Source organism: Streptomyces sp. NPDC028314, assembly GCF_055565795.1.
On the sequence record NZ_JBVHTP010000005.1, the window covers coordinates 44,867 to 65,877 of the forward strand.

Below are 21,011 nucleotides of genomic sequence, written 5' to 3' on the forward strand. Positions count from 1 at the left end.
ATACTCGGGCGCACCGGCGAGGGATACGAGGCCCCGTCGGCCGCCCGGACGAGCCCGGGCGCCCCTAGAAGAGCACGCTCATGAAGGCGCCGACCTCGCGGAAGCCCACGCGCCGGTAGGCCGCCCGCGCGGCGGTGTTGAAGTCGTTGACGTAGAGGCTGACCACGGGCGCCACGTCACGCAGCGCATACTGCACGACGGCGGCCATCCCGGTCTCGGAGTGCCCCCGGCCGCGGAACTCGGGGTCCACCCACACGCCCTGGATCTGGCAGGCGCGGGCGGTGGCGGCGCCGATCTCGGCCTTGAAGACGACCTTGCCGTCCTCGACGCGGGCGAAGGAGCGGCCACCGGCGACGAGCTCGGCGACGCGGGCCTGGTAGAGCAGGCCGCCGTCCCCGGCCAGCGGGGAGATGCCGACCTCCTCGGTGAACATGGCCACGCAGGCGGGCATGATCAGTTCCAGCTCTTCCTTGCGGATCCGGCGGACCAGGGGGTCGGCCCCGACCTCGGTGGACGGCTGTTCGATGACCATGAGGGGCTGGTTGGAGCGCACGTCGCGGGCCGGGCCCCAGCTGGGCTCCAGGAGCTGCCACAGCAGCCGGGTGGCCTCGGCGGGGCCGACGATGGAGGAGCAGCGGCGGCCGGTGCGGCGGGCCCGGTCGGCGAAGGCGCGTACGGCGTCGGGACCGGCGCAGACGGGCACCAGGTTGGCGCCCGCGTAGCAGAGGGACCGGAGCTCGCCGTCGGCGTACCAGCCCCACATCTCGCCGCCCAGGCGCCAGGGGTCGAGTCCGGCGACCTGGACCCGCGAGGTGACGAACGCGTTCTCGACCGGTTCGCGTCCGAGGACTGCGAGCGCGGCGTCGAGATCACTGGGTTCAAGGACCCGGGTGGTGGTCTGCGTCAACACTGGGGCCTCACCATGCAAGTCTGCTGATCTCCGCACTGTACCCGGCGGCGCCGGAGGATGCCTGGTCCCACAGGTCACGAAAAAGCCCCGGCCCCGCCCGCGAGCTGCGGGAACGGGGCCGGGGCGGATGCCTCGGGGGGCCGGGCGGATGCCTCGGGGTGCCGGGGCTCAGACGCCGATGGCCACGGTGGGCTCGCCGGAGGGGATGCCGTCCTTCTCCATCTGCTCGGCGATCTTCAGGGCCTCTTCGATGAGGGTCTCCACGATCTTGGACTCGGGGACGGTCTTGATGACCTCGCCCTTCACGAAGATCTGGCCCTTGCCGTTGCCGGAGGCGACGCCCAGGTCGGCCTCACGGGCCTCGCCGGGGCCGTTGACGACGCAGCCCATGACCGCGACGCGCAGCGGGACCTCCATGCCCTCCAGGCCCGCCGTGACCTCCTCGGCCAGCTTGTAGACGTCGACCTGGGCGCGTCCGCAGGACGGGCAGGAGACGATCTCCAGGCGGCGGGGCTTGAGGTTCAGCGACTCCAGGATCTGGTTGCCGACCTTGATCTCCTCGACCGGCGGGGCGGAGAGGGAGACCCGGATCGTGTCGCCGATGCCCTCGGAGAGCAGCGCGCCGAAGGCGACGGCGGACTTGATGGTGCCCTGGAAGGCCGGGCCGGCCTCGGTGACGCCCAGGTGCAGCGGGTAGTCGCAGGCGGCGGCCAGCTGGCGGTAGGCGTTGACCATGACGACCGGGTCGTTGTGCTTGACCGAGATCTTGATGTCGCTGAAGCCGTGCTCCTCGAAGAGGGAGGCCTCCCACAGCGCGGACTCGACCAGCGCCTCGGGGGTGGCCTTGCCGTACTTCTTCAGCAGGCGCGCGTCGAGGGAGCCCGCGTTGACGCCGATCCGGATCGGGGTGCCCGCGTCCTTGGCGGCGCGCGCGATCTCCTTGACCTTGTCGTCGAACTGCTTGATGTTGCCGGGGTTGACGCGGACGGCGGCGCAGCCGGCGTCGATCGCGGCGAACACGTACTTCGGCTGGAAGTGGATGTCGGCGATGACCGGGATCTGCGACTTCTTCGCGATCACGGCGAGCGCGTCGGCGTCGTCCTGCGTGGGGCAGGCCACGCGGACGATGTTGCAGCCGGAGGCGGTCAGCTCGGCGATCTGCTGGAGGGTGGCGCCGATGTCGGAGGTCCGCGTCGTGGTCATCGACTGCACCGAGATGGGTGCGTCGCCGCCGACGGCCACGGAACCGACCTGGATCTTGCGGCTGACCCGGCGGTCGGCAAGCTTCGTCGGCACGGACGGAATTCCGAGAGAGATGGCAGTCATCTGCTGTGCAACCCCAAGGTGTGGATCAAGGTCCCGAGATCGGCGGGCTCCAGCCTTCGAGATTACGCCAATCAGCGCGCGCCTCGCGCATCGCGGGGGCCCTGCCACCCGAACGTACGGGGCCGGGCACGATGTGTGCCCGGCCCCGTACGTACGGTCGTACGCCATGCGGATGAGAGGACGGTCGACCGGCCCGCCCCGGGCCGGTCGACCGGTCCCGGCGGTCCGGCCGGACCGGCCGACCTAGGTGATCTTGATCGGGTTCACCACGTCGGCGACGAGCACGAGCAGCGTGAAGCAGACGAAGACGCCGGCGACCACGTACGCCAGCGGCATCAGCTTCGCCACGTCGAACGGGCCCGGGTCCGGGCGGCGGAAGACGCGGGCCACGTTGCGGCGCACCGACTCCCACAGCGCGCCCGCGATGTGGCCGCCGTCGAGGGGCAGCAGCGGGAGCATGTTGAAGAGGAACAGCGAGAGGTTGAACCCGGCCAGCAGGTTCAGGAAGATCACCAGGATGTGCGTGGCCGGCAGGTCCAGCGTGAAGATCTCGCCGCTGACCCGGGCCGCGCCGACGATGCCCATCGGGCCGTTCGCGTCCCGCTCCGCGCCGTTGAACACGGCGTTCCACAGGGCCGGGATCTTGGACGGCAGCGCGATCAAGGACTCGACGCCGGACTCCATCATGTCGCCCATGTGCGAGACGGCCTGCGGGAAGGACTGCTCCACGTAACCGCTGGCCGGGGCGAAGCCGAGGAAGCCCGCCGTGACGTACTGGTCCTTGACGTACTGCCCGCGGCCGTCCGTCTTGGCGACCGTGTTCTCGATCAGGTTCGCCTTGAGCTCGACCCGCTGGCCCGCGCGCTCCACGGTGAGGGTGGCCGGGCCGAGGGTGGCCCGGATGTCCTTCTGGAGCGCCGACCAGTCGTCGACCTTCTTGCCGTTGAACGCGACGATCTTGTCACCCTGCTGGAGGCCGGCGGCCTTGGCGGGGGCGACCGGATCGCCGGCGGCGCACTTGTCGCGCTTCTCGCTCTGCTGGAGCACGCAGTCCGAGACGCTGCTGACCACGGTGGTCTGGGTGTTCACGCCGAAGGCCATCAGCGTGGCCAGGAAGATGACCACGGCCAGGACCAGGTTCATGAACGGCCCGGCGAACATCACGATCACGCGCTTCCACGGCTTGCGCGTGTAGAAGAGCCGCTTCTCGTCCCCGGGCTGGAGCTCCTCGTAGGCGGCGGAGCGCGCGTCCTCGATCATCGACCGGAACGGCGACGTCGAGCGGGCGGTGACCTTGCCGTCCTCGCCGGGCGGGAACATCCCGATCATGCGGATGTAGCCGCCCATGGGGATGGCCTTGATCCCGTACTCCGTCTCGCCCTTCTTCCGCGACCACACGGTCCTGCCGAAGCCGACCATGTACTGGGGCACGCGGATGCCGAAGAGCTTGGCCGTGGAGAGGTGGCCGAGCTCGTGCCAGGCGATGGAGACCAGCAGGCCGACGACGAAGACGACCACACCGATCAAGGTCAGCAGTATCGTCATGCGCGCGCCTCCGCGGCGGCCCGAGCCGCCATCTCCCGTGCCCGGGCCCTGGCCCAGGTCTCCGCTTCAAGGACGTCCCGGACGGTCAGGGAAGTTCCCGCGTCCGGCGTTCCGTGCTCATCGACCACGGCAGAGACCGTATCCATGATTGCCGTGAACGGCAGCCGACCGGCCAGGAAGGCTGCCACGCACTCCTCGTTCGCCGCATTGAACACGGCCGGGGCGGTTCCGCCCAGGGTGCCCACGTGCCGGGCCAGGCCCACCGACGGGAAGGCCTCGGTGTCCAGCGGGAAGAACTCCCAGCTCGACGCCTTGGTCCAGTCGAAGGCGGGGGCCGCGTCCGGGACCCGCTCGGGCCAGCCGAGACCGATCGCGATGGGGCCGCGCATGTCCGGCGGGGTGGCCTGGGCCAGCGTGGAGCCGTCCGTGAACTCGACCATCGAGTGGACGTACGACTGCGGGTGGACCACGACCTCGATGCGGTCGAAGGGGATGTCGTAGAGCAGGTGCGCCTCGATGACCTCCAGCCCCTTGTTGACCAGCGTCGCCGAGTTGATGGTGATCACCGGGCCCATGGCCCAGGTGGGGTGCGCGAGGGCGTCCTCGACGGTGACCCCTGCCAGCTCGGCGCGGGTGCGGCCGCGGAAGGGACCGCCGGAGGCGGTGACCACGAGCTTGCGGACGTCGGCCCGGGTGCCGGCGGCGAGGGCCTGGAAGAGGGCCGCGTGCTCCGAGTCCACCGGGATGATCTGACCCGGCTTCGCCAGGGCCTTGACCAGCGGGCCGCCGACGATCAGCGACTCCTTGTTGGCCAGGGCCAGGGTCCGGCCCGCCCGCAGCGCGGCGAGGGTGGGCGCGAGGCCGATGGAACCGGTGATGCCGTTGAGGACCGTGTGGCACTCGGAGGCCGCCAGGTCGGTCGCGGCGTCCGGCCCGGCCAGGATCTCGGGCAGCGGCTCGGAGGGGCCGTACTGGGCGCTCAGCGCCTCTTTCAGAGCCGGTACGGCGTCCTCGTCGGCCACCGCCACCGTGCGCACCCGCAGCTGCCGCGCCTGCTCGGCCAGCAGCGCCACGCGCCCGCCGGCTGCGGACAGCGCGGTCACCCGGAAACGGTCCGGGTTGCGCAGGGCCAGGTCGATGGCCTGGGTCCCGATGGACCCGGTGGAGCCGAGGACGACGATGTCCCGGCGGCCGACCGCGGGGTCGAAGAGGAGGTGCGGATCGGCGAGGGGGGCTGGGCTGTCGCTCATCCCCCCATTGTTGCCGCAACTCAGGAGCGGTTGGACACGGAGTCCCCCTGAATCACAGCGGCCAGCAGCTCGGGCAGGGTTCCGGCGAAATCGGGGAGCGCCCGGGCGGCGCGCCACCACGCGTCCGCGTCCGCCCCCAGGGCCCCGGCGAACAGCCGGTCCGCCTCCGCGCGGGCCGAGTGCACGGCCTCGGGCCGGTCGTGCCGGTCGGGGTGGTCCACGTCTCCGAGCCAGTGGTCCTCGTCCAGGGCCCAGCAGGCGGGCACCTTGTGCCGGATCACGTCGGCGCCGGTGAGCAGGCCCCGGTCCAGGCAGTCGCGGACCCACCGGATGTCCTCGCTGACCTGCTCCATCGGGACGGCGAGGCTGACCAGGGCCAGCTCCCGCTCCACCCCGCCGAACGGTTCGGGCCCGGCGTAGGCGCCGGCCGGCGGCGGTTCCTGCGCGACCACCTCCGCCACCAGCTCGGGCAGCGTGCCCTCGAAGCCGGCCGCCCGCCGGCGCAGTACCGGCCACCAGCGCGGGTCGTCGCCCAGCCGGGGCCGCAGCACCCGCCGCACGGCGGAGCGTATCTCGGCCTGCTCCGGCACGTTCCAGCGCAGCCCGCCCGGGGCGGCGGGCAGGTCCGCCAGGAGCAGCGTCCGCTGCGCGGGGGCGACGCAGGCGACGAGCTCGTCGCAGGTCAGCAGTCCCATCCGGACGGCCCTGACGGCGGGTCGGTACCAGTGGCGCCCGTACGCGTCCTGCGCGCGGCCGCCGAGCAGCGCGGCGGCCACCTCCCGGGGCAGGCCGCCGACCAGCAGCAGCGCCTCCACGGCCCCGGGCGGCAGCGGGGCGCGGGCGTGCTCGGCCGGCAGCAGTTGCGGGTCGAGGGTGTGCGGCAGCCGCAGCAGGGTGAGCGGGAGCCGGGGGCGGGCGCCGTGCAGGCGCAGCAGCCCGATCAGCTCGCCGGTGTCCAGCGGGCCGGGTCCGAGCCCGAGTCCGGCCAGCAGGTCCGGCCCGGGGCCGGGCCGGGCGGCGTACCGCGCGGGGCCGGGCAGTCCCGGCAGCGGGCGGCCGAAGACGCGCGGGTTCCGGGCGACGGTCCGCCGGTCCTCGTCGGTGCCGTCGCGCAGCACGAGGGTGACGAGGGAGGCGGGGAGGTACTCGTCGCGGAGCAGGTACTTGCGGGTGGGCTCGTCCAGCCGGCCGAGCAGGTCGGCGGTGACGGGGTCCGGTGCGTGGCGCAGCAGGTGTGCCACGCACCAGGCCAGCCTCCGGCTGTGACGGTCTTCCTCGGCCATCGCCATCGTTCCCGCCCGCCTCGTGCTCGTGCCGGTACGCGTGCCCGTGCCGCACGCGTACTCGTACTCGTCTCGCTCGTACTCGTCCTGCTCGTACTTCTCGTACTTCTCGTACTGCTGCTTGTCGTGCTCGTCCTACTCGTACAGCGTGCTCAGCACACGGGGCCGTCACGCTCTCGTTCTGGTCGCTCTTCGGTGCTCCTGTGATCCTCGCAGGTCAGCGCAGTGGGCGGTGGACGTTTTTCTGGGTGGAGGGGCCGGGGGTGGCGTCCGCGATCCAGGGGCCCTCGCCCGAGGGGTCGAGGATCCCGTCCTCCAGCCAGGTGTAGGTGCCCGACAGCACGCCGGCGACGACCTTGCGGTCCAGGTCGTCGGTGTTGGACCAGAGCCGGCCGAAGAGCTCCTCGACGCGGATCCGGGACTGCCGGCAGAAGGCGTCGGCCAGCTGGTAGGCCTCGCGGCCGTGGTCGCCGGTGGCGCGCAGGTGCTCGGCGCGGACGCACGCCGCGCTCATGGCGAAGAGCTCGGCGCCGATGTCGACGATCCGGCCGAGGAAGCCCTGCTTGGTCTCCATGCGGCCCTGCCAGCGGGCCATGGCCATGAACGTGGAGCGGGCGAGTTTGCGGGCGCTGCGCTCGACGTAGCGCAGGTGGGTGGCGAGGTCGGGGTGGCCACCGGGGTGGAACTCCCGGTAGGCGCCCGGGACCTGCCCGGCGCCGGCGGCCAGCTTGGGCAGCCACCGGGCGTAGAACCCGGCGGCGCGGGCGCCCGCCTTGGCCTTGTCGCCGAGGTCCTTCTCGGGGTCGATGAGGTCGCCCGCCACCGAGAGGTGGGCGTCGACGGCCTCCCGCGCGATCAGCAGGTGCATGATCTCCGTCGAGCCCTCGAAGATCCGGTTGATGCGCAGGTCGCGCAGCATCTGCTCGGCGGGGACGGCCCGCTCGCCGCGCGCGGCCAGCGAGTCGGCGGTCTCGAAGCCGCGGCCGCCGCGGATCTGGACCAGCTCGTCGGCCATCAGGCAGGCCATCTCGGAGCCGTACAGCTTGGCCAGCGCGGCTTCGATGCGGATGTCGTTGCGGTCCTCGTCGGCCATCTGGGAGGCCAGGTCGACCACCGCCTCCAGGGCGAAGGTGGTGGCGGCGATGAAGGAGATCTTGGCGCCGACGGCCTCGTGCAGGGCGACCGGCCGCCCCCACTGCTCGCGCACGCCCGACCATTCGCGGGCGATCTTCAGGCACCACTTGCCGGCGCCGACGCACATCGCGGGCAGCGACAGGCGTCCGGTGTTGAGGGTGGTCAGCGCGATCTTCAGCCCGGCGCCCTCGGCGCCGATCCGCTGCTCCACGGGGACGCGCACCTGGTGGAAGCGGGTGACGCCGTTCTCCAGGCCGCGCAGGCCCATGAAGGCGTTGCGGTGCTCGACGGTGATGCCCGGCGAGTCGGCCTCGACGACGAAGGCGGTGATCCCGCCCCGGTGGTTCTCGCTCCTGGGCACCCGGGCCATCACCACGAGCAGGTCGGCGACCACCCCGTTGGTGGTCCACAGCTTCACCCCGTCGAGGACGTAGCCGCTGCCGTCCCCGTCCGGGACCGCGGTGGTGGCCAGCCGCGCCGGGTCGGAGCCCACGTCGGGCTCGGTGAGCAGGAACGCGCTGATGGCGGTGGTGGCGCAGCGGGGCAGGTAGGTGTCCTTCTGCTGCTGCGTGCCGAACATCTTGAGCGGCTGGGGTACGCCGATCGACTGGTGGGCGGAGAGCAGCGCGCCGATGGCGGGGCTGACGGAGCCGACGAGGGCGAGCGCCTTGTTGTAGTACACCTGGGTGAGGCCGAGACCCCCGTACTTGGGGTCGATCTTCATCCCGAGGGCGCCGAGCTCCTTGAGCCCGCGCACGGTCTCGTCCGGGATCTTGGCCTCGCGTTCGATGCGGGCCCCGTCGATCGAGGTCTCGCAGAACTCGCGCAGCCGGGTCAGGAAGGCCTCGCCGCGCCGGACGTCCTCGTCGGCGGGCAGCGGATGGGGGTGGATCAGGTCGAGCCGGAACCGCCCGAGGAAGAGTTCCTTGGCGAAGCTGGGCTTGCGCCAGTCCTGTTCCCGGGCCGCCTCGGCGACCTGCCGTGCCTCGCGCTCGGTCACCTTGGGCTGGGTGCCGCTGGGCTGTGTTGCGGACATGAGAGGGGACTCACCTCGCCGCCGAAGTCGGATGACTTTCCGGAATACCGGTCGGTGCTACCTGTGAGTCGTACCCGCTTCGGGGCGCCCGGAAAAGCCGGGTGGGGCAGGACGGGGGAACGCGGGGCGGGATGGGCCGCTGACGGGCGGCAGAAAAGGGGGACGGCCGGAGCCCCCGCACAGTAGGCTCCGGCCGTCGGCTCTTGGGCCGTACGAGTCGGTCAGATGTCCAGGCCGGTGAGGACCAGGACCCGCTCGTAGGTGTAGTCGTCCATCGCGTAGCGGACGCCCTCGCGGCCCACGCCGGACTGCTTCACGCCGCCGTAGGGCATCTGGTCGGCGCGGTAGGACGGCGCGTCGCCGATGATCACACCGCCGACCTCGAGCTCGCGGTGGGCGCGGAAGGCGACCTGGATGTCCCGGGTGAAGACGCCGGTCTGGAGACCGAACTTCGAGTCGTTGACGGCGGCGAAGGCCTCGTCGGTCCCGTCGACCTTCTGGAGCGTGAGGACCGGCCCGAAGACCTCCTCGACGGCGAGCGTGACGCCGGCCGGCAGGTCCGCGACGACCGTGGGCTCGTACGAGGCCCCCTCGCGCTTGCCACCGGTGAGCAGCTTGGCTCCGGCGGACACGGCCTCGTCGACCCAGGACTCGACGCGCTTGGCGGCGTCCTCGGAGACGAGGGGGCCGACGTCGGTGGCGGAGTCGGACGGGTCGCCGGTGACCTGGGCCCGGACCTTCTCGACGACCTTCTCGACGAGGCGGTCGTAGACGGAGGCGTCGGCGATCACGCGCTGCACGGAGATGCAGGACTGGCCGGCCTGGTAGTTCGAGAAGGTCGCGATGCGGGTCGCGGCCCAGTCGAGGTCGGCCTCGGAGGCCCAGTCGGCCAGCACGACGGCCGCGGCGTTGCCGCCGAGCTCCAGGGTGCAGTGCTTGTGGGGCACCGACTGCTGGATGGCGTAGCCGACCGTGTCGGAACCGGTGAAGGAGATGACGGGCAGGCGCTCGTCCTTGACCAGGGCGGGCATCTTGTCGTTCGCCACGGGCAGTACGGACCAGGAGCCGGCCGGCAGGTCGGTCTCGGCGAGCAGCTCACCGAGGATCAGGCCGGAGAGCGGGGTGGCCGGGGCCGGCTTCAGGATGATCGGCGCGCCGACGGCGATGGCGGGGGCCACCTTGTGGGCGCACAGGTTCAGCGGGAAGTTGAACGGCGCGATGCCGAGGACCGGACCCTTGACGAAACGCCGGGTCAGGGCCAGGCGGCCGACACCGCCGGCGTCGGTGTCCAGGCGCTGGGCGTCCCCGCCGTTGAAGCGGCGGGCCTCTTCGGCGGCGAAGCGGAACACGGACACCGCACGGCCGACCTCACCGCGGGCCCACTTGATGGGCTTGCCGTTCTCGGCGGAGATCAGCTGGGCGATCTCCTCGGTCCGCTCGACGAGCCGCTTGGACACGTGGTCCAGGGCGGCGGCCCGTACGTGGGCGGGGGTCGCGGAGAACTCCGCCGTCACGGCGTACGCCGCGGCCACGGCCTCTTCGACCTGGGCGTCGGTGGGGACGCTCACGGTACCGACGAGTCGGCCGTCCCACGGGGAGTGGACGTCGAAGCTGTCCTCGCCGGTGGCCTGGCGGCCGGCGAGCCAGAAGGCGTGGGTGGAAGTCATGCGAATCCCGGCCCTTCGGAGTGTGCGGTGGGTCGTTGTCCCCTCCACCGTAGGACTCCGCCCCGGATTCGTTGTTTGTCCGGCGTGGAGTACCGGCCGCGCGGGGCGCTCCGGTTTGTCAGTGTCCCGCTCCGGCGTCGCGTGCCGACGACGCCCTTCACGGCAGGCTTACGAGGGTGCCGAGCTGGCCTTGAGGGCGAGCCACAGCTCCATCCGGACGTCCGGGTCGTCCAGGGAGCGGCCCAGGATCTCCTCGACCCGCCGCATCCGGTACCGCAGTGTGTGCCGGTGCACTCCCAGGTCCACCGCGGCGGCGTCCCACTGGCCGTGCCGGGAGAGCCAGGCGTGCAGCGAGGCCACCAGGTCGCCCCGGCCCTTCTCGTCGTGTTCCCGCAGGGCGCGCAGCGTGCCGTCCGCGAAGGCCCGTACGGCGTCGTCGGCCAGCAGCGGCAGGACCGATCCCGCCGCCAGGTCCTCGTGCTCCACCATCGGCCTGCCGCGCCGCCGGGCCACGGACAGCGCCTGGTCGGCCTGTTTGAAGGCCACCGCCACACCGGCCGGCCCGGCCGCCCCCGACAGCCCGAGCACCAGCTCGTCCGGTTCCGGCCCGGTCGAGTCCCGGCCGCGCCGCGACTCCAGCAGCTCCGCGTGCTCCGCGCACGCCTGCACCGCGGAGCCCGCCTCGGCGGCCAGCACCACCAGCCGGCCGTCCTCCGGCACCACCAGCAGCGTCTCGCCCGTACGGGCCGCCGCCGACTCCACGGCGTCGGCCAGCAGCGCCAGCCCCTCGGGCTGGGCCGTCCCGGGCAGCGCGGGCTCGGCCACGATGATCCGGAACGGGGACTCCAGCAGCGCCCCGTACAGGTCCCCGGCCACGGCCCGCGCGTGTTCCGCCTCGCCCGCCAGCAGCATCCGCAGCACGGCCGCCCCCAGCCGGGACTCCGCGTCGTGCAGCGAGCGCGACCGCTCGGTCGTCAGCGTCAGCAGGGCCACCGCCGAGTGCACCGCGTACCGCTCCGCCGTGCCCAGCGGCGCGCCGGTGCCGACCGCGAGCGCGCCCCGCGCCCGCCGTCCCGTGCCCAGGGACTGGAGTTCGACCCGGTCGTCCGAGCCGCCCACCACCGCGCTCGCGGGCGCCGGCCGCTCCCGCAGCCGCTCCACGTCCGGGGTGAGCCGGGCGGCCCGGCGCGCGGCCCAGTCGGGGGCCGCGGCGACCACCGCGCCCGAGGTGTCGTACAGCGCGGCCCAGCCGTGCACGTGCGCCGCCAGCTTCGTCAGCAGTTCGGCGGGGCCGTCGGCCGACAGGGCGGCCCGGGTCAGCTCCCGCTGCGCCTCGAAACCGGCCGTCACGGCCCGGTACTGGTCGGCCGCGAGGGCCGCCGAGACGGCCTTGCTGATGGCGAGGAACGGGGTCCGCCGGGGCACCTCCAGCAGCGGCAGGTCCTCCGCCTCGGCGGCCTCGACCAGCGCCTCGGGGATCGCCTCGTAGTTGACGCCGACGGCGAAGCCGATGCCGACGACCCCGGCGGCCGCGAGGCGCCGTACGTACCGCCGCATCTCCTCGGGGTCCTCCGCGTCGAGCTTCATCGCGGTGATCAGCAGCAGCTCGCCGCCCTCCATATAGGGGACGGGGTCGGCCAGCTCGCTGACGTGGGCCCAGCGCACGGGGGTGTCGAGGCGGCTTCCCCCCGCCCGGACGCTGAGCTTGAGCGCCGAGTGCTGGACGAGCGAGGCGAGGGTGAGCGGCATCGGGTACCGGGGCCTTAGGAGGAGGGGAGGGGAAGCGAGGAGGCTAGGACACGGGGTGGGGTTCTTTTCGCCGTGTCGTACGAACGGCTCCCCTCGATTCTGCCACCTCGTCAGGGTCCGCTCAGCTCGTCCCCGCCAGCCTGACCAGAAGCGGAGCAGCCCGCTCCCCCCGCACCGAGGTCAGCGACAGCACCGCGTGCCCCGCCGGCACCGCGTGCGCCAGCTCGGAGGCGGACCAGCGCTCCCGCTCCACCTGCCGCACGGTCACCGCGTCCGTGGTCACGGCCTTGCCGGTGACCAGCTTCCGGAAGGCGTGGATGGCCCGCGTCAGCGGCTGGTCCGCGAAGACCGTCCGGTGCGTGACGTCCCGCGTCTCCACCCACTCGGTGCCCCAGGCCTCGGCGAAGCGCTTGCCGTCCCAGGTGGTGACCCCGGAGAAGGCCATCCGGCAGCCGACCGCCCCGAGCAGCGGCGTCCGCAGCCCTTCCGGTACGTCGTCCAGCGTGCGCAGGGTCAGCAGCACCCCGGCGTTGGCCGACCGCAGCCGCTGTACGCCGCGCACGGTCTCCGGGGTCAGGGTTTGCGAGGCGTCGTCGAATGCCAGGAAGGCGAACAGCGAGCGGTCGGCGCGGGCTGCGGCGGAGGCGTTGAACTGGGCGAGGAGCAGCCGGGCCAGCATCCGGGAGGCGTCGGCGTGACCCCGCTCGGGGAGGTCCACGCGGACCCGGATCGGGTGCTCCAGGGCGCGCGGCGAGAACGGCCGGCTCTGCCCGGAGGTGTCGAAGAAGCCGTGGAAGGCGGGCCGGTCCAGCAGGGCCAGCCGGTCCGCGAGGGCCGGCCCGGGGTCGCCCGGAGCCCCGTACTGCCGGCCGCGGGCGTCGAGCTCGCGCAGCATGGCCTGCTGCCCGGCGGCCTCCAGCTCCCGGCGCAGCCCGTCGAGCGCCCCGCCGACCTGGTCGAGGAGCTCGCGCAGCTCGGGCACGGCGGGGAAGCGGCCGTGCGCGGCGTGGAACGGCCCGAGCAGCTGGGCGAGGGCGGTGGCGGCGCGCCGTACGTCGACCCCGGGGACGTCCCCGACGAAGGCCTCGGCGAGCAGCGTGGCGGCCTCGTCGGGGTCGGCGGTGCCGCCGTAGAGGTCGAGGTCGTGGACGGACTCCGGATCGCCGACCCGGACCACGATGTCGTAGGCCGAGTCCGGGCCCAGCTGGGCTCCGGCCGACCCGACGGCGATGACGGCGGCCTGCCCGGCCAGCGCCTGCAGGGCCAGGGCCTCGACGACGGGGCGGACGAGGTGCCGGGTCTTGCCGGCGCCCGAGGGCCCGACGGCCAGCAGGGAGGTCCCGAGCACCTGCGGGTCCAGCGCGAGGGCGGTGCCGCGGCGGGCCCAGGGGTTGCGCTCCCCGTCCTCCACCGTGCCGAGGAGCACCTGGCGGACCAGCAGGTCGTGCCGCGCGGCGCGCACGGGCAGGTCCCGCGCCCCGGAGGGATGCACGCAGGCACCGGCGCCCTTGTCCCGGACGGCGTCGGCGAAGGCCCGCGCGCGGGAGGGGTCGACCTTGACGGACTCCCAGGCGCGCCGGATCCGCGCGTAGTCCACGTCGTTCATCCGCCCGGCCCCGATCTCCCCGCCGAGCCGATCGGCCGCCTCGCCGAGCCCGGCGGCGCGCAGCTCGTTCCACGCGACGGGGTCGTCGGGCGAGCCGGGGGCCACCGCGGCGACCTGCGGGGCGGCAGGGAGCGACGGATCCTTGTCGGTGCGCGCGAGGGGTCGTGGCCGAAGGCCCAGCCGGGCGAAGTACACGAGGACGGAACCGTAGATCACGACATGCAGCAACAGCTCGACGATCAGGCTCCACTGCGGTCCCAGCTCGCCGTACGGCAGATGCTCGAAGGCCAGCGCGTCGAGGGTGAGGGTCTTCGTCCAGATCAGCATGACCACGAAGAGCCCCCCGACCGCTGCGCCCGCCGCCCGGGCCCGGGCCCCGCGGACCGCGACAAGCCGGTCGAAGGCAAGACCCCACGCTCCGAGCCGACTGAACCAGACCACCAGGGCGCCGGTCAGCAGGAGCAGGTAGGCCTGCGTAGCGGCAACGCCCCGGCCGTCCTTCGCCTCGCCCCCCAGCTGCCACCAGTCCTGCGGCGTGAAGAGCTTGAGCGGAACCGTCGCGTACGGGATGTAGCCGTTGGTCAGAAGGGACCAGAGCAGCACGCACGCCAGGAAGGAGATGACGGCGCCGCTCAGCAGCGACCTGTCCGCAGCGGGCTCCGTCTCGCCCCCCTGCCGCGGCCGGAACCCGAAGCGCCAGATGCCCGGCTCCGCCTTGGGGCGGGGCGTGCGCAGCCAGTCCGGCAGGGCGGCACCCGCACCCGAACCGGCGCCGGGCGCGTGCGCGGGCATCGGGGGCGGCGGTGGGGCGAAGCCGGGAAGGGGTGGCGCCGAGGGGACCGGCGGCGGGCCGGCCGGCCTCGGTACGTGGTCCGCGCGGACCCGCTGTCCCTCGTACGCACCGTCGGTGTCCATGAACCCCTTGCCCCCTGCCCGTTCGCTGCGCTGCGCTGCGCGCCCAATCTAGTGGCCGCCGACGCCCCCGCGACCCCTACCGCGCCATGATCCACAAGACACGTCCCCCGTCCTTCCTATGGCCGTCCCGGACAAGGACACGCGGGTACCACTCCCTAACGGAGCATGCCGTACCCCCTCCCCCGGGCCTAGCCTGCGGACAAAGACACAAGTGCGTCCGAAAACACCCCCCAGGAGCCCCCTATGACCGCTGTCCCGCAGGAGCGCCGCATCGTCACCGCGATCCCCGGCCCCAAGTCGCAGGAGCTGCAGGCCCGCCGCCTCGAGACGGTGGCCGGCGGCGTGGGCTCCGTGCTCCCCGTCTTCACGGCCCGCGCGGGCGGCGGCATCATCGAGGACGTCGACGGCAACCGCCTGATCGACTTCGGTTCCGGCATCGCCGTGACCTCGGTCGGCGCCTCCGCCGAGGCCGTCGTGCGCCGCGCCTCCGCGCAGCTCGCCGACTTCACGCACACCTGTTTCATGGTCACGCCGTACGAGGGCTACGTCGAGGTCTGCGAGGCCCTGGCCGAGCTGACCCCGGGCGACCACGCCAAGAAGTCCGCGCTGTTCAACTCCGGCGCCGAGGCCGTCGAGAACGCCGTCAAGATCGCCCGTTCGTACACCAAGCGCCAGGCCGTCGTCGTCTTCGACCACGGCTACCACGGCCGTACGAACCTCACCATGGCGCTGACCTCGAAGAACATGCCGTACAAGCAGGGCTTCGGTCCGTTCGCCCCCGAGGTCTACCGCGTCCCGGTCGCCTACGGCTACCGCTGGCCCACCGGTGCCGAGAACTGCGGCCCCGAGGCCGCCGCCCAGGCGATCGACCAGATCACCAAGCAGATCGGCGCCGAGAACGTCGCCGCGATCATCATCGAGCCGGTCCTCGGCGAGGGCGGCTTCATCGAGCCGGCCAAGGGCTTCCTGCCGGCGATCGTGAAGTTCGCCAACGACAACGGCATCGTCTTCGTCGCCGACGAGATCCAGTCCGGCTTCTGCCGTACCGGCCAGTGGTTCGCGTGCGAGGACGAGGGCATCGTCCCGGACCTGATCACCACCGCCAAGGGCATCGCGGGCGGTCTGCCGCTCGCCGCCGTGACCGGCCGCGCCGAGATCATGGACTCCGCCCACGCGGGCGGCCTGGGCGGCACCTACGGCGGCAACCCGGTGGCGTGCGCCGGTGCGCTCGGCTCCATCGAGACCATGAAGGAGCTCGACCTCAACGCCGCGGCGAAGAAGATCGAGTCCCTCATGAAGGCCCGTCTGACGGCCATGCAGGAGAAGTACGAGATCATCGGTGACATCCGCGGCCGCGGCGCCATGATCGCGATCGAGCTCGTCAAGGACCCGGTCTCCAAGACCCCGTTCCCGGAGGCGGCCGGCGCGCTCGCCAAGGCGTGCCACGCCGAGGGCCTGCTGGTCCTCACCTGCGGTACGTACGGCAACGTGCTCCGCTTCCTCCCGCCGATCGTCATCGGCGAGGACCTGCTGAACGAGGGTCTGGACATCATCGAGGCCGCTTTCGCGGGCATCTGATCGAGCGTCTAGAACGCACGAACGCAGCAGCCCGTCCATACCGCTGGTAACGGTCGGGCACTGTGAAGAACGTGTGGGGGGCCGATGGCGGGAGCGCGTTCCCGCTGTCGGTCCCCCTTTCGCTGCCGTACGGTTTCTGCAGATGAGTGAGACACCCCGCTCCCGGGCAACCGAGGGCGACACCAGTACCGGGCTTCCCCAGCGCCGTACTGGGCATGCGTTCGCGCACACTCCTCACCGATCGGACGGCCGTTCGCCCCAAACCCCCCGGGGCGTGCGGCAACCCGATCCGGGCGGCCGTCCCGGAACCATCCCCCCTGTTCCGGGACGGCCGGCCACTCTCCCCCTCCTCCTGCTCTCCCTGCTGGGACTCGCCCTGACGACCTGGCAGGTCCTCGTCTCGGGCCCGCTGCTCGGGCCGGACGAGAGCCTGAGCCGCACACTGGTGCGCACGGTCCCCGACGCGGTCACCGAACGCCTCTCCGACCTCGGCAACATCCCGGTCGCCGTACCCGTCCTGGCCCTGGCGATGGCGTACGCCGTCCGGCGCGGCAACCGCGCCGGCGCCCTGGCGGCGGGGCTGGCCATGGCGCTGGTCCCGGCCCTGATCGTGCCGCTGAAGGAGTGGACCGCCCGCCCGGGCCCCCTGGAGCCCTGGGCCGCCGGCTACTACCCCTCGGGGCACACCGCCACCTCGGCCGTCGCGTACGTCGGCGCGGCACTGCTGATCCGTCCGTACACCCGCGGCCGCTGGCCGCTGCCCCTCGCCCTGACCCTGACGGCCGCCACGGCCGCGGGCCTGATCCTGCGCGGCTTCCACTGGCCGCTGGACGTCCTGGCGAGCTGCCTCCTGTGCCTGCCCCTCCTGCTCGCCGTCCACCGGACCGCGCGGTACGGGGCGAGGGGCACCGGGTGGAGGAAGAGCGCGCGGCGCTGAACGCGCGGCGCGGGTGGGGCACGTTCCGAGCGGGACCGGCTAGCCGCCGAAGTAGGTGTCGAAGTTCCGGCTGAACTCCCAGCCGCCGAAGCGGTCCCAGTTGATCGACCAGGTCATCAGGCCGCGCAGGGCGGGCCAGGTGCCGTGGGTCTGGTAGCTGCCGCAGCCGGTCCCCTTCGTCAGGCAGTCGAGGGCCTTGGTGACCTCGGCCGGGGAGGTGTGGCCGTTGCCCGCGTTGGTCGTGGCCGGGAGGCCGATGGCCACCTGGTCGGGGCGCAGGGCGGGGAAGACGCGGGCGGTGTCGCCCGCGACGGGGAAGCCGGTGAGCAGCATGTCGGTCATGGCGAGGTGGAAGTCGGCGCCGCCCATCGAGTGGTACTGGTGGTCGAGGCCCATGATCGGCCCGGAGTTGTAGTCCTGGACGTGGAGCAGGGTCAGGTCGTCGCGCAGGGCGTGGATGACCGGGAGGTAGGCGCCCGCGCGCGGGTCCTGGCCGCCCCAGGGGCCGGAGCCGTAGTACTGGTGGCCGAGCTGGACGAAGAAGGTCTCGGGGGCCATGGTCAGGACGAAGTCCGGCCCGTACTTGGCCTTGAGGGTCTTGACGGCCGAGATGAGGTTGACGATCACCGCGGTGGTGGGGGCGCGGAAGTCGGTGTCGCCGGCGGCCAGGGAGAGGGAGTGGCCCTCGAAGTCGATGTCGAGTCCGTTGAGCCCGTACTCGTCGATGATCTTGCTGACGGAGGAGACGAAGGTGTCGCGGGCGGCCGTGGTGCCCAGCTGGACCTGGCCGTTCTGGCCGCCGATCGAGATCAGGACCTTCTTGCCCGCGGCCTGTTTGGCCTTGATCGCGGCCTTGAACTCGGCGGCCGATTCCACGTTCGGGCATTCGCTCGCGGGGCACAGCGAGAAGCGGATGTCGCCCGAGGTGACGGAGGTCGGTTCGCCGAAGGCGAGGTTGATGACGTCCCACGAGGCGGGCACGTCGGCCATCCGCACGTAGCCGGAGCCGTTGGCGAAGCTGGCGTGCAGGTAGCCGACCAGGGCGTGGGCGGGCAGTCCGGGGTTGCCCGGGTTCCCGCCGCCGGCGGTGGTCGCCGTGACCGGGACGCTCTTCGGGGACTCGCCCGCCGCGTTCACCGCGCTGACCTGGAAGGTGTAGGCGGTGGCGGCGGCAAGGCCGGTGACCGTGGCCGAAGGACCGGTGACGGTGAGCGGGGCGGCGCCCTCGCGGTGGACCCGGTACGAGGTGGCGCCCTGGGTGGCCGCCCAGGACAGGTTCACCGCGCTCGACGAGGCGGCGGACGCCGTGAGGCCGGTGGGGGCGGCCGGGGGCTGGGGCTGGCTCTGACCGGGGTCCGGGCCGATGAGGGTCAGGTCGTCCGTGAGGTGGGCCGGCTGGCCGTACCAGCCGTGCGTGTACACCGTCACCGAGGTGGTGGCGGCGCCCGTACGGAAGGTCGTGCTCAGCTGCTTCCAGGCGCCGGGGGTCTGCGTCCAGGCGGACACGTCGGTGGTGCCGGTCCCGGCCGCGCCGAGGTAGACGTACGCCCCCTGCACCCAGGCGCTGAGCGTGTAGGTGGAGTCCGGCTTGACGGTGACGCTCTGGGCGCAGCGCGCGTTGTCCTGGCCGGCCGGGGTGGCCCTGAGCGCCGAACCGCCGCCGTGGACGGGGCTGGTGACGACGGCTCCGCTGCCGGCGGAGCAGCTCCAGCCGTCGAGGCCGGCTTCGAAGCCGCCGTTGCGTGCCAGATCGGTGTCGGCCGCGGCGGCCGGCGGGCCCGCGGCGAGGAGAGCGGCCACCGCGAGGGCGGCGGCCGTGAGCATGGACAGGGTTGCGGATCCGGCCCTGCGGGGTGCGCGCACAACTGCCTCCGGTGCATGGGGGGATGGAGCCAGGCCGCTGGTGAAGGAGCAGCGGCGCCCAAGATGGTCCAGACCAATGCCCTTGTCAAGACTTCCGGCCCCCGTCCGACACCACCCGCGCGGCCGCCTCGTGCATGGCGAGCTCCAGCACCGCCGGGTCGGTGAGCGTTCCGCGGCCGTCCGGGAGCACCACCCAGCGCACCCCGCCGGTCGTCCGGCCCGGGTACGGGACCACGATCCAGGTCCCGCGCCCAGCCCCCCGTACGCCGGTGCCGAGCCAGCGGGAGGCCGTGCCCGCGGGTACGAAGAAGCCCAGCCGGGAGTCGCCGAAGTCGGCGAGCACCGGGCCGGGCCGGTCGATGAGGAGGGTCAGCACGTCGAGGGTGCCCTGGCCGAGCGCGCCGGGGAGGATCAGCACGTCCCAGCACCGGCCGGCGGGGAGGAGGGCGACCCCGAGGGGATTGCGCTCCCACTCCCACCGGCAGGCGTCGGGGTCCGGCGCCACCGACACCAGCCAGTCAACTGCCGTTTTGTCCCCCGGGTTGGTCATCGCCCCGGCCTCCGTTCGCTGTCGTTCGGTGAAGGGTTCTCACCGGGAGAGAGCGGGAGGCGGGGCGACTATGACGCGGGTTTCGTTACTCCGTGGTAGTGAAGCGGCTCACACGGAGGCCGGCCGAGTGCGCCGGGCGTGCGGGCCTCGATCATCCGACGAACCGATCTGATGACCAGCAGGGCCGGGAGGGCCGGACCGGCCCGGCACGGCCCGGCAGGCGGCCCGCGTCAGCTGTCGAAGCCCAGGCCGAACCGGTCCAGCGTCCTGAGCCACAGGTTCCGCCGGCCACCGCGGGCGTCCGCGCGGGCCAGCGACCACTTGGTGAGCGTGATCCCGGTCCAGGCGAACGGCTCGGGCGGGAACGGCATCGGCTTGGACTTCACCATCTCCAGCTCGGTGCGCTCGGTGCGCGCCCCGTCCAGCAGGTCCAGCATCACGTCGGCGCCGAAGCGGGTCGCGCCCACCCCGAGCCCCGTGTAGCCCGCCGCGTAGGCGACCTTGCCGCCGTGCGCCGTGCCGAAGAAGGCGGAGAAGCGGGAGCAGGTGTCGATGGCGCCGCCCCACGCGTGGCTGAACTTCACGCCCTCCAGCTGCGGGAACGCGGTGAAGAAGTGCTGCGCGAGCTTGAGGTAGGTCTCGGGGCGGTGGTCGTACTCCGAGTCCAGCTTGCCGCGGTAGGGGTAGACGGCGTCGTAGCCGCCCCACAGGATCCGGTTCTCGGGGGTGATGCGGAAGTAGTGGAACTGGTTCGCGCTGTCGCCCAGGCCCTGGCGGTTCTGCCAGCCGATGGCCTTCAGCTGGTCGGCGGTGAGCGGCTCGGTCATCAGGGCGTAGTCGTACACCGGGACCGTGAACGGACGGATCCGCTTGACCAGGGAGGGGAAGATGTTCGTCCCCAGGGCCACCCGGCGCGCGAAGATCCGGCCGTACGGGGTGCGGACGGCCATGCCGGCGCCCGAGGGGGCCAGGGAGAGCCCGCGGGTGTTCTCGTAGATCCGTACGCCCAGCTCCAGGCAGGCCCGCTTGAGGCCCCAGGCCAGCTTGGCGGGGTTGAGCATCGCGACCCCGTCGGTGTCCCACAGGCCCGCGAGGAACGTCGGCGAGTCCACCTCGGCGCGCAGCTCCTCGCGGTCCAGCCAGCGTGAGCCGCCCGCCAGGCCCAGCTTCTCGGCCTCCTCGTACAGTTCGCGCAGTTCCTCGACCTGGTGGGGCTCGGTGGCGACGTCGATCTCGCCGGTGCGCTCGAAGTCGCAGTCGATGCCGTAGCGGGCGACCGCCGCCTCGATCTCGTCGAGGTTGCGGGCGCCCAGCTCCTCCAGCTTCGCGAGCTCGCCGGGCCAGCGGGCCATGCCGTTGGCGAGGCCGTGGGTGAGGGAGGCGGCGCAGAAGCCGCCGTTGCGGCCGGAGGCGGCCCAGCCCGCCTCCTTGGACTCGATCAGGACGACGTCCCGCGCGGGATCGCGTTCCTTGGCGATCAGCGCGGTCCACAGGCCGCTGTACCCGCCGCCGATGACCAGCAGGTCGCAGGCCTCGTCGGAGGTCAGCGCCGGCTGTGCGGCGGGCTTGCCGGGGTCGTCCAGCCAGTACGAGACCGACCGTGCTTCGGAAAGGGATTGCGCAACGCTTCGCATGGCGACTGGGGCCATGGCTTCCAACTCC

General features: G+C 72.7%; 14 protein-coding genes. 2 read left to right on the forward strand and 12 right to left on the reverse strand.

Translation table 11 applies throughout. The features are described 5' to 3' along the window. Window positions 1–64 precede the first annotated feature (64 nt). The 9 genes from ACZ4TG_RS13675 to ACZ4TG_RS13715 all read right to left on the reverse strand — a co-directional run bounded on the left by ACZ4TG_RS13675 (window position 65) and on the right by ACZ4TG_RS13715 (window position 14,421). Window positions 65–907 (reverse strand): GNAT family N-acetyltransferase, encoded by an 843-nt coding sequence (locus tag ACZ4TG_RS13675; protein ID WP_468162692.1) that lies wholly within the window; start codon window positions 905–907, stop codon window positions 65–67. Between the two features lie 171 nt (window positions 908–1,078). Beyond that, window positions 1,079–2,236, reverse strand: a complete 1,158-nt coding sequence (ispG, locus tag ACZ4TG_RS13680; RefSeq protein WP_468162160.1) for a flavodoxin-dependent (E)-4-hydroxy-3-methylbut-2-enyl-diphosphate synthase — start codon at window positions 2,234–2,236, stop codon at window positions 1,079–1,081. 243 nt (window positions 2,237–2,479) lie between these two features. After that, on the reverse strand, window positions 2,480–3,781 hold the full coding sequence (locus ACZ4TG_RS13685; RefSeq protein ID WP_468162161.1) for a M50 family metallopeptidase: 1,302 nt from the start codon (window positions 3,779–3,781) through the stop codon (window positions 2,480–2,482). Beyond that, window positions 3,778–5,031 (reverse strand): 1-deoxy-D-xylulose-5-phosphate reductoisomerase, encoded by a 1,254-nt coding sequence (gene dxr, locus ACZ4TG_RS13690; RefSeq protein ID WP_468162162.1) that lies wholly within the window; start codon window positions 5,029–5,031, stop codon window positions 3,778–3,780. Before dxr ends, ACZ4TG_RS13685 begins: the two co-directional genes overlap by 4 nt. A gap of 20 nt (window positions 5,032–5,051) precedes the next feature. Beyond that, a complete protein-coding gene (locus ACZ4TG_RS13695; protein ID WP_468162163.1) occupies window positions 5,052–6,314 on the reverse strand; it encodes a hypothetical protein in 1,263 nt (420 codons plus the stop codon). Window positions 6,315–6,531: 217 nt separating this feature from the next. Then, window positions 6,532–8,484, reverse strand: coding sequence for an acyl-CoA dehydrogenase family protein (locus tag ACZ4TG_RS13700; protein ID WP_468162164.1), 1,953 nt, complete (start codon window positions 8,482–8,484; stop codon window positions 6,532–6,534). 221 nt (window positions 8,485–8,705) lie between these two features. Then, window positions 8,706–10,151 (reverse strand): aldehyde dehydrogenase family protein, encoded by a 1,446-nt coding sequence (locus ACZ4TG_RS13705; RefSeq protein WP_468162165.1) that lies wholly within the window; start codon window positions 10,149–10,151, stop codon window positions 8,706–8,708. 168 nt (window positions 10,152–10,319) lie between these two features. After that, a complete protein-coding gene (locus tag ACZ4TG_RS13710) occupies window positions 10,320–11,900 on the reverse strand; it encodes a PucR family transcriptional regulator (protein WP_468162166.1) in 1,581 nt (526 codons plus the stop codon). A 121-nt stretch (window positions 11,901–12,021) separates the two neighbouring features. Beyond that, window positions 12,022–14,421, reverse strand: a complete 2,400-nt coding sequence (locus tag ACZ4TG_RS13715) for an ATP/GTP-binding protein (RefSeq protein WP_468162167.1) — start codon at window positions 14,419–14,421, stop codon at window positions 12,022–12,024. A gap of 243 nt (window positions 14,422–14,664) precedes the next feature. On the opposite strand from ACZ4TG_RS13715, the gene gabT reads away from it, so the two are divergent. Continuing rightward, on the forward strand, window positions 14,665–15,999 hold the full coding sequence (gabT, locus tag ACZ4TG_RS13720; RefSeq protein ID WP_468162168.1) for a 4-aminobutyrate--2-oxoglutarate transaminase: 1,335 nt from the start codon (window positions 14,665–14,667) through the stop codon (window positions 15,997–15,999). Window positions 16,000–16,273: 274 nt separating this feature from the next. After that, window positions 16,274–16,936, forward strand: a complete 663-nt coding sequence (locus ACZ4TG_RS13725) for a phosphatase PAP2 family protein (RefSeq protein ID WP_468162169.1) — start codon at window positions 16,274–16,276, stop codon at window positions 16,934–16,936. 39 nt (window positions 16,937–16,975) lie between these two features. Here the strand turns inward: ACZ4TG_RS13725 and ACZ4TG_RS13730 are convergent, their stop codons facing one another. The 3 genes from ACZ4TG_RS13730 to ACZ4TG_RS13740 form a co-directional block, all read right to left on the reverse strand. After that, complete coding sequence (locus ACZ4TG_RS13730; RefSeq protein ID WP_468162694.1) at window positions 16,976–18,760, reverse strand: chitinase; 1,785 nt, start codon at window positions 18,758–18,760, stop codon at window positions 16,976–16,978. 124 nt (window positions 18,761–18,884) lie between these two features. After that, window positions 18,885–19,349, reverse strand: a complete 465-nt coding sequence (locus ACZ4TG_RS13735; RefSeq protein WP_468162170.1) for a hypothetical protein — start codon at window positions 19,347–19,349, stop codon at window positions 18,885–18,887. A 230-nt stretch (window positions 19,350–19,579) separates the two neighbouring features. Continuing rightward, window positions 19,580–20,998 (reverse strand): NAD(P)/FAD-dependent oxidoreductase, encoded by a 1,419-nt coding sequence (locus tag ACZ4TG_RS13740; protein WP_468162171.1) that lies wholly within the window; start codon window positions 20,996–20,998, stop codon window positions 19,580–19,582. Between the last annotated feature and the right edge of the window lie 13 nt (window positions 20,999–21,011).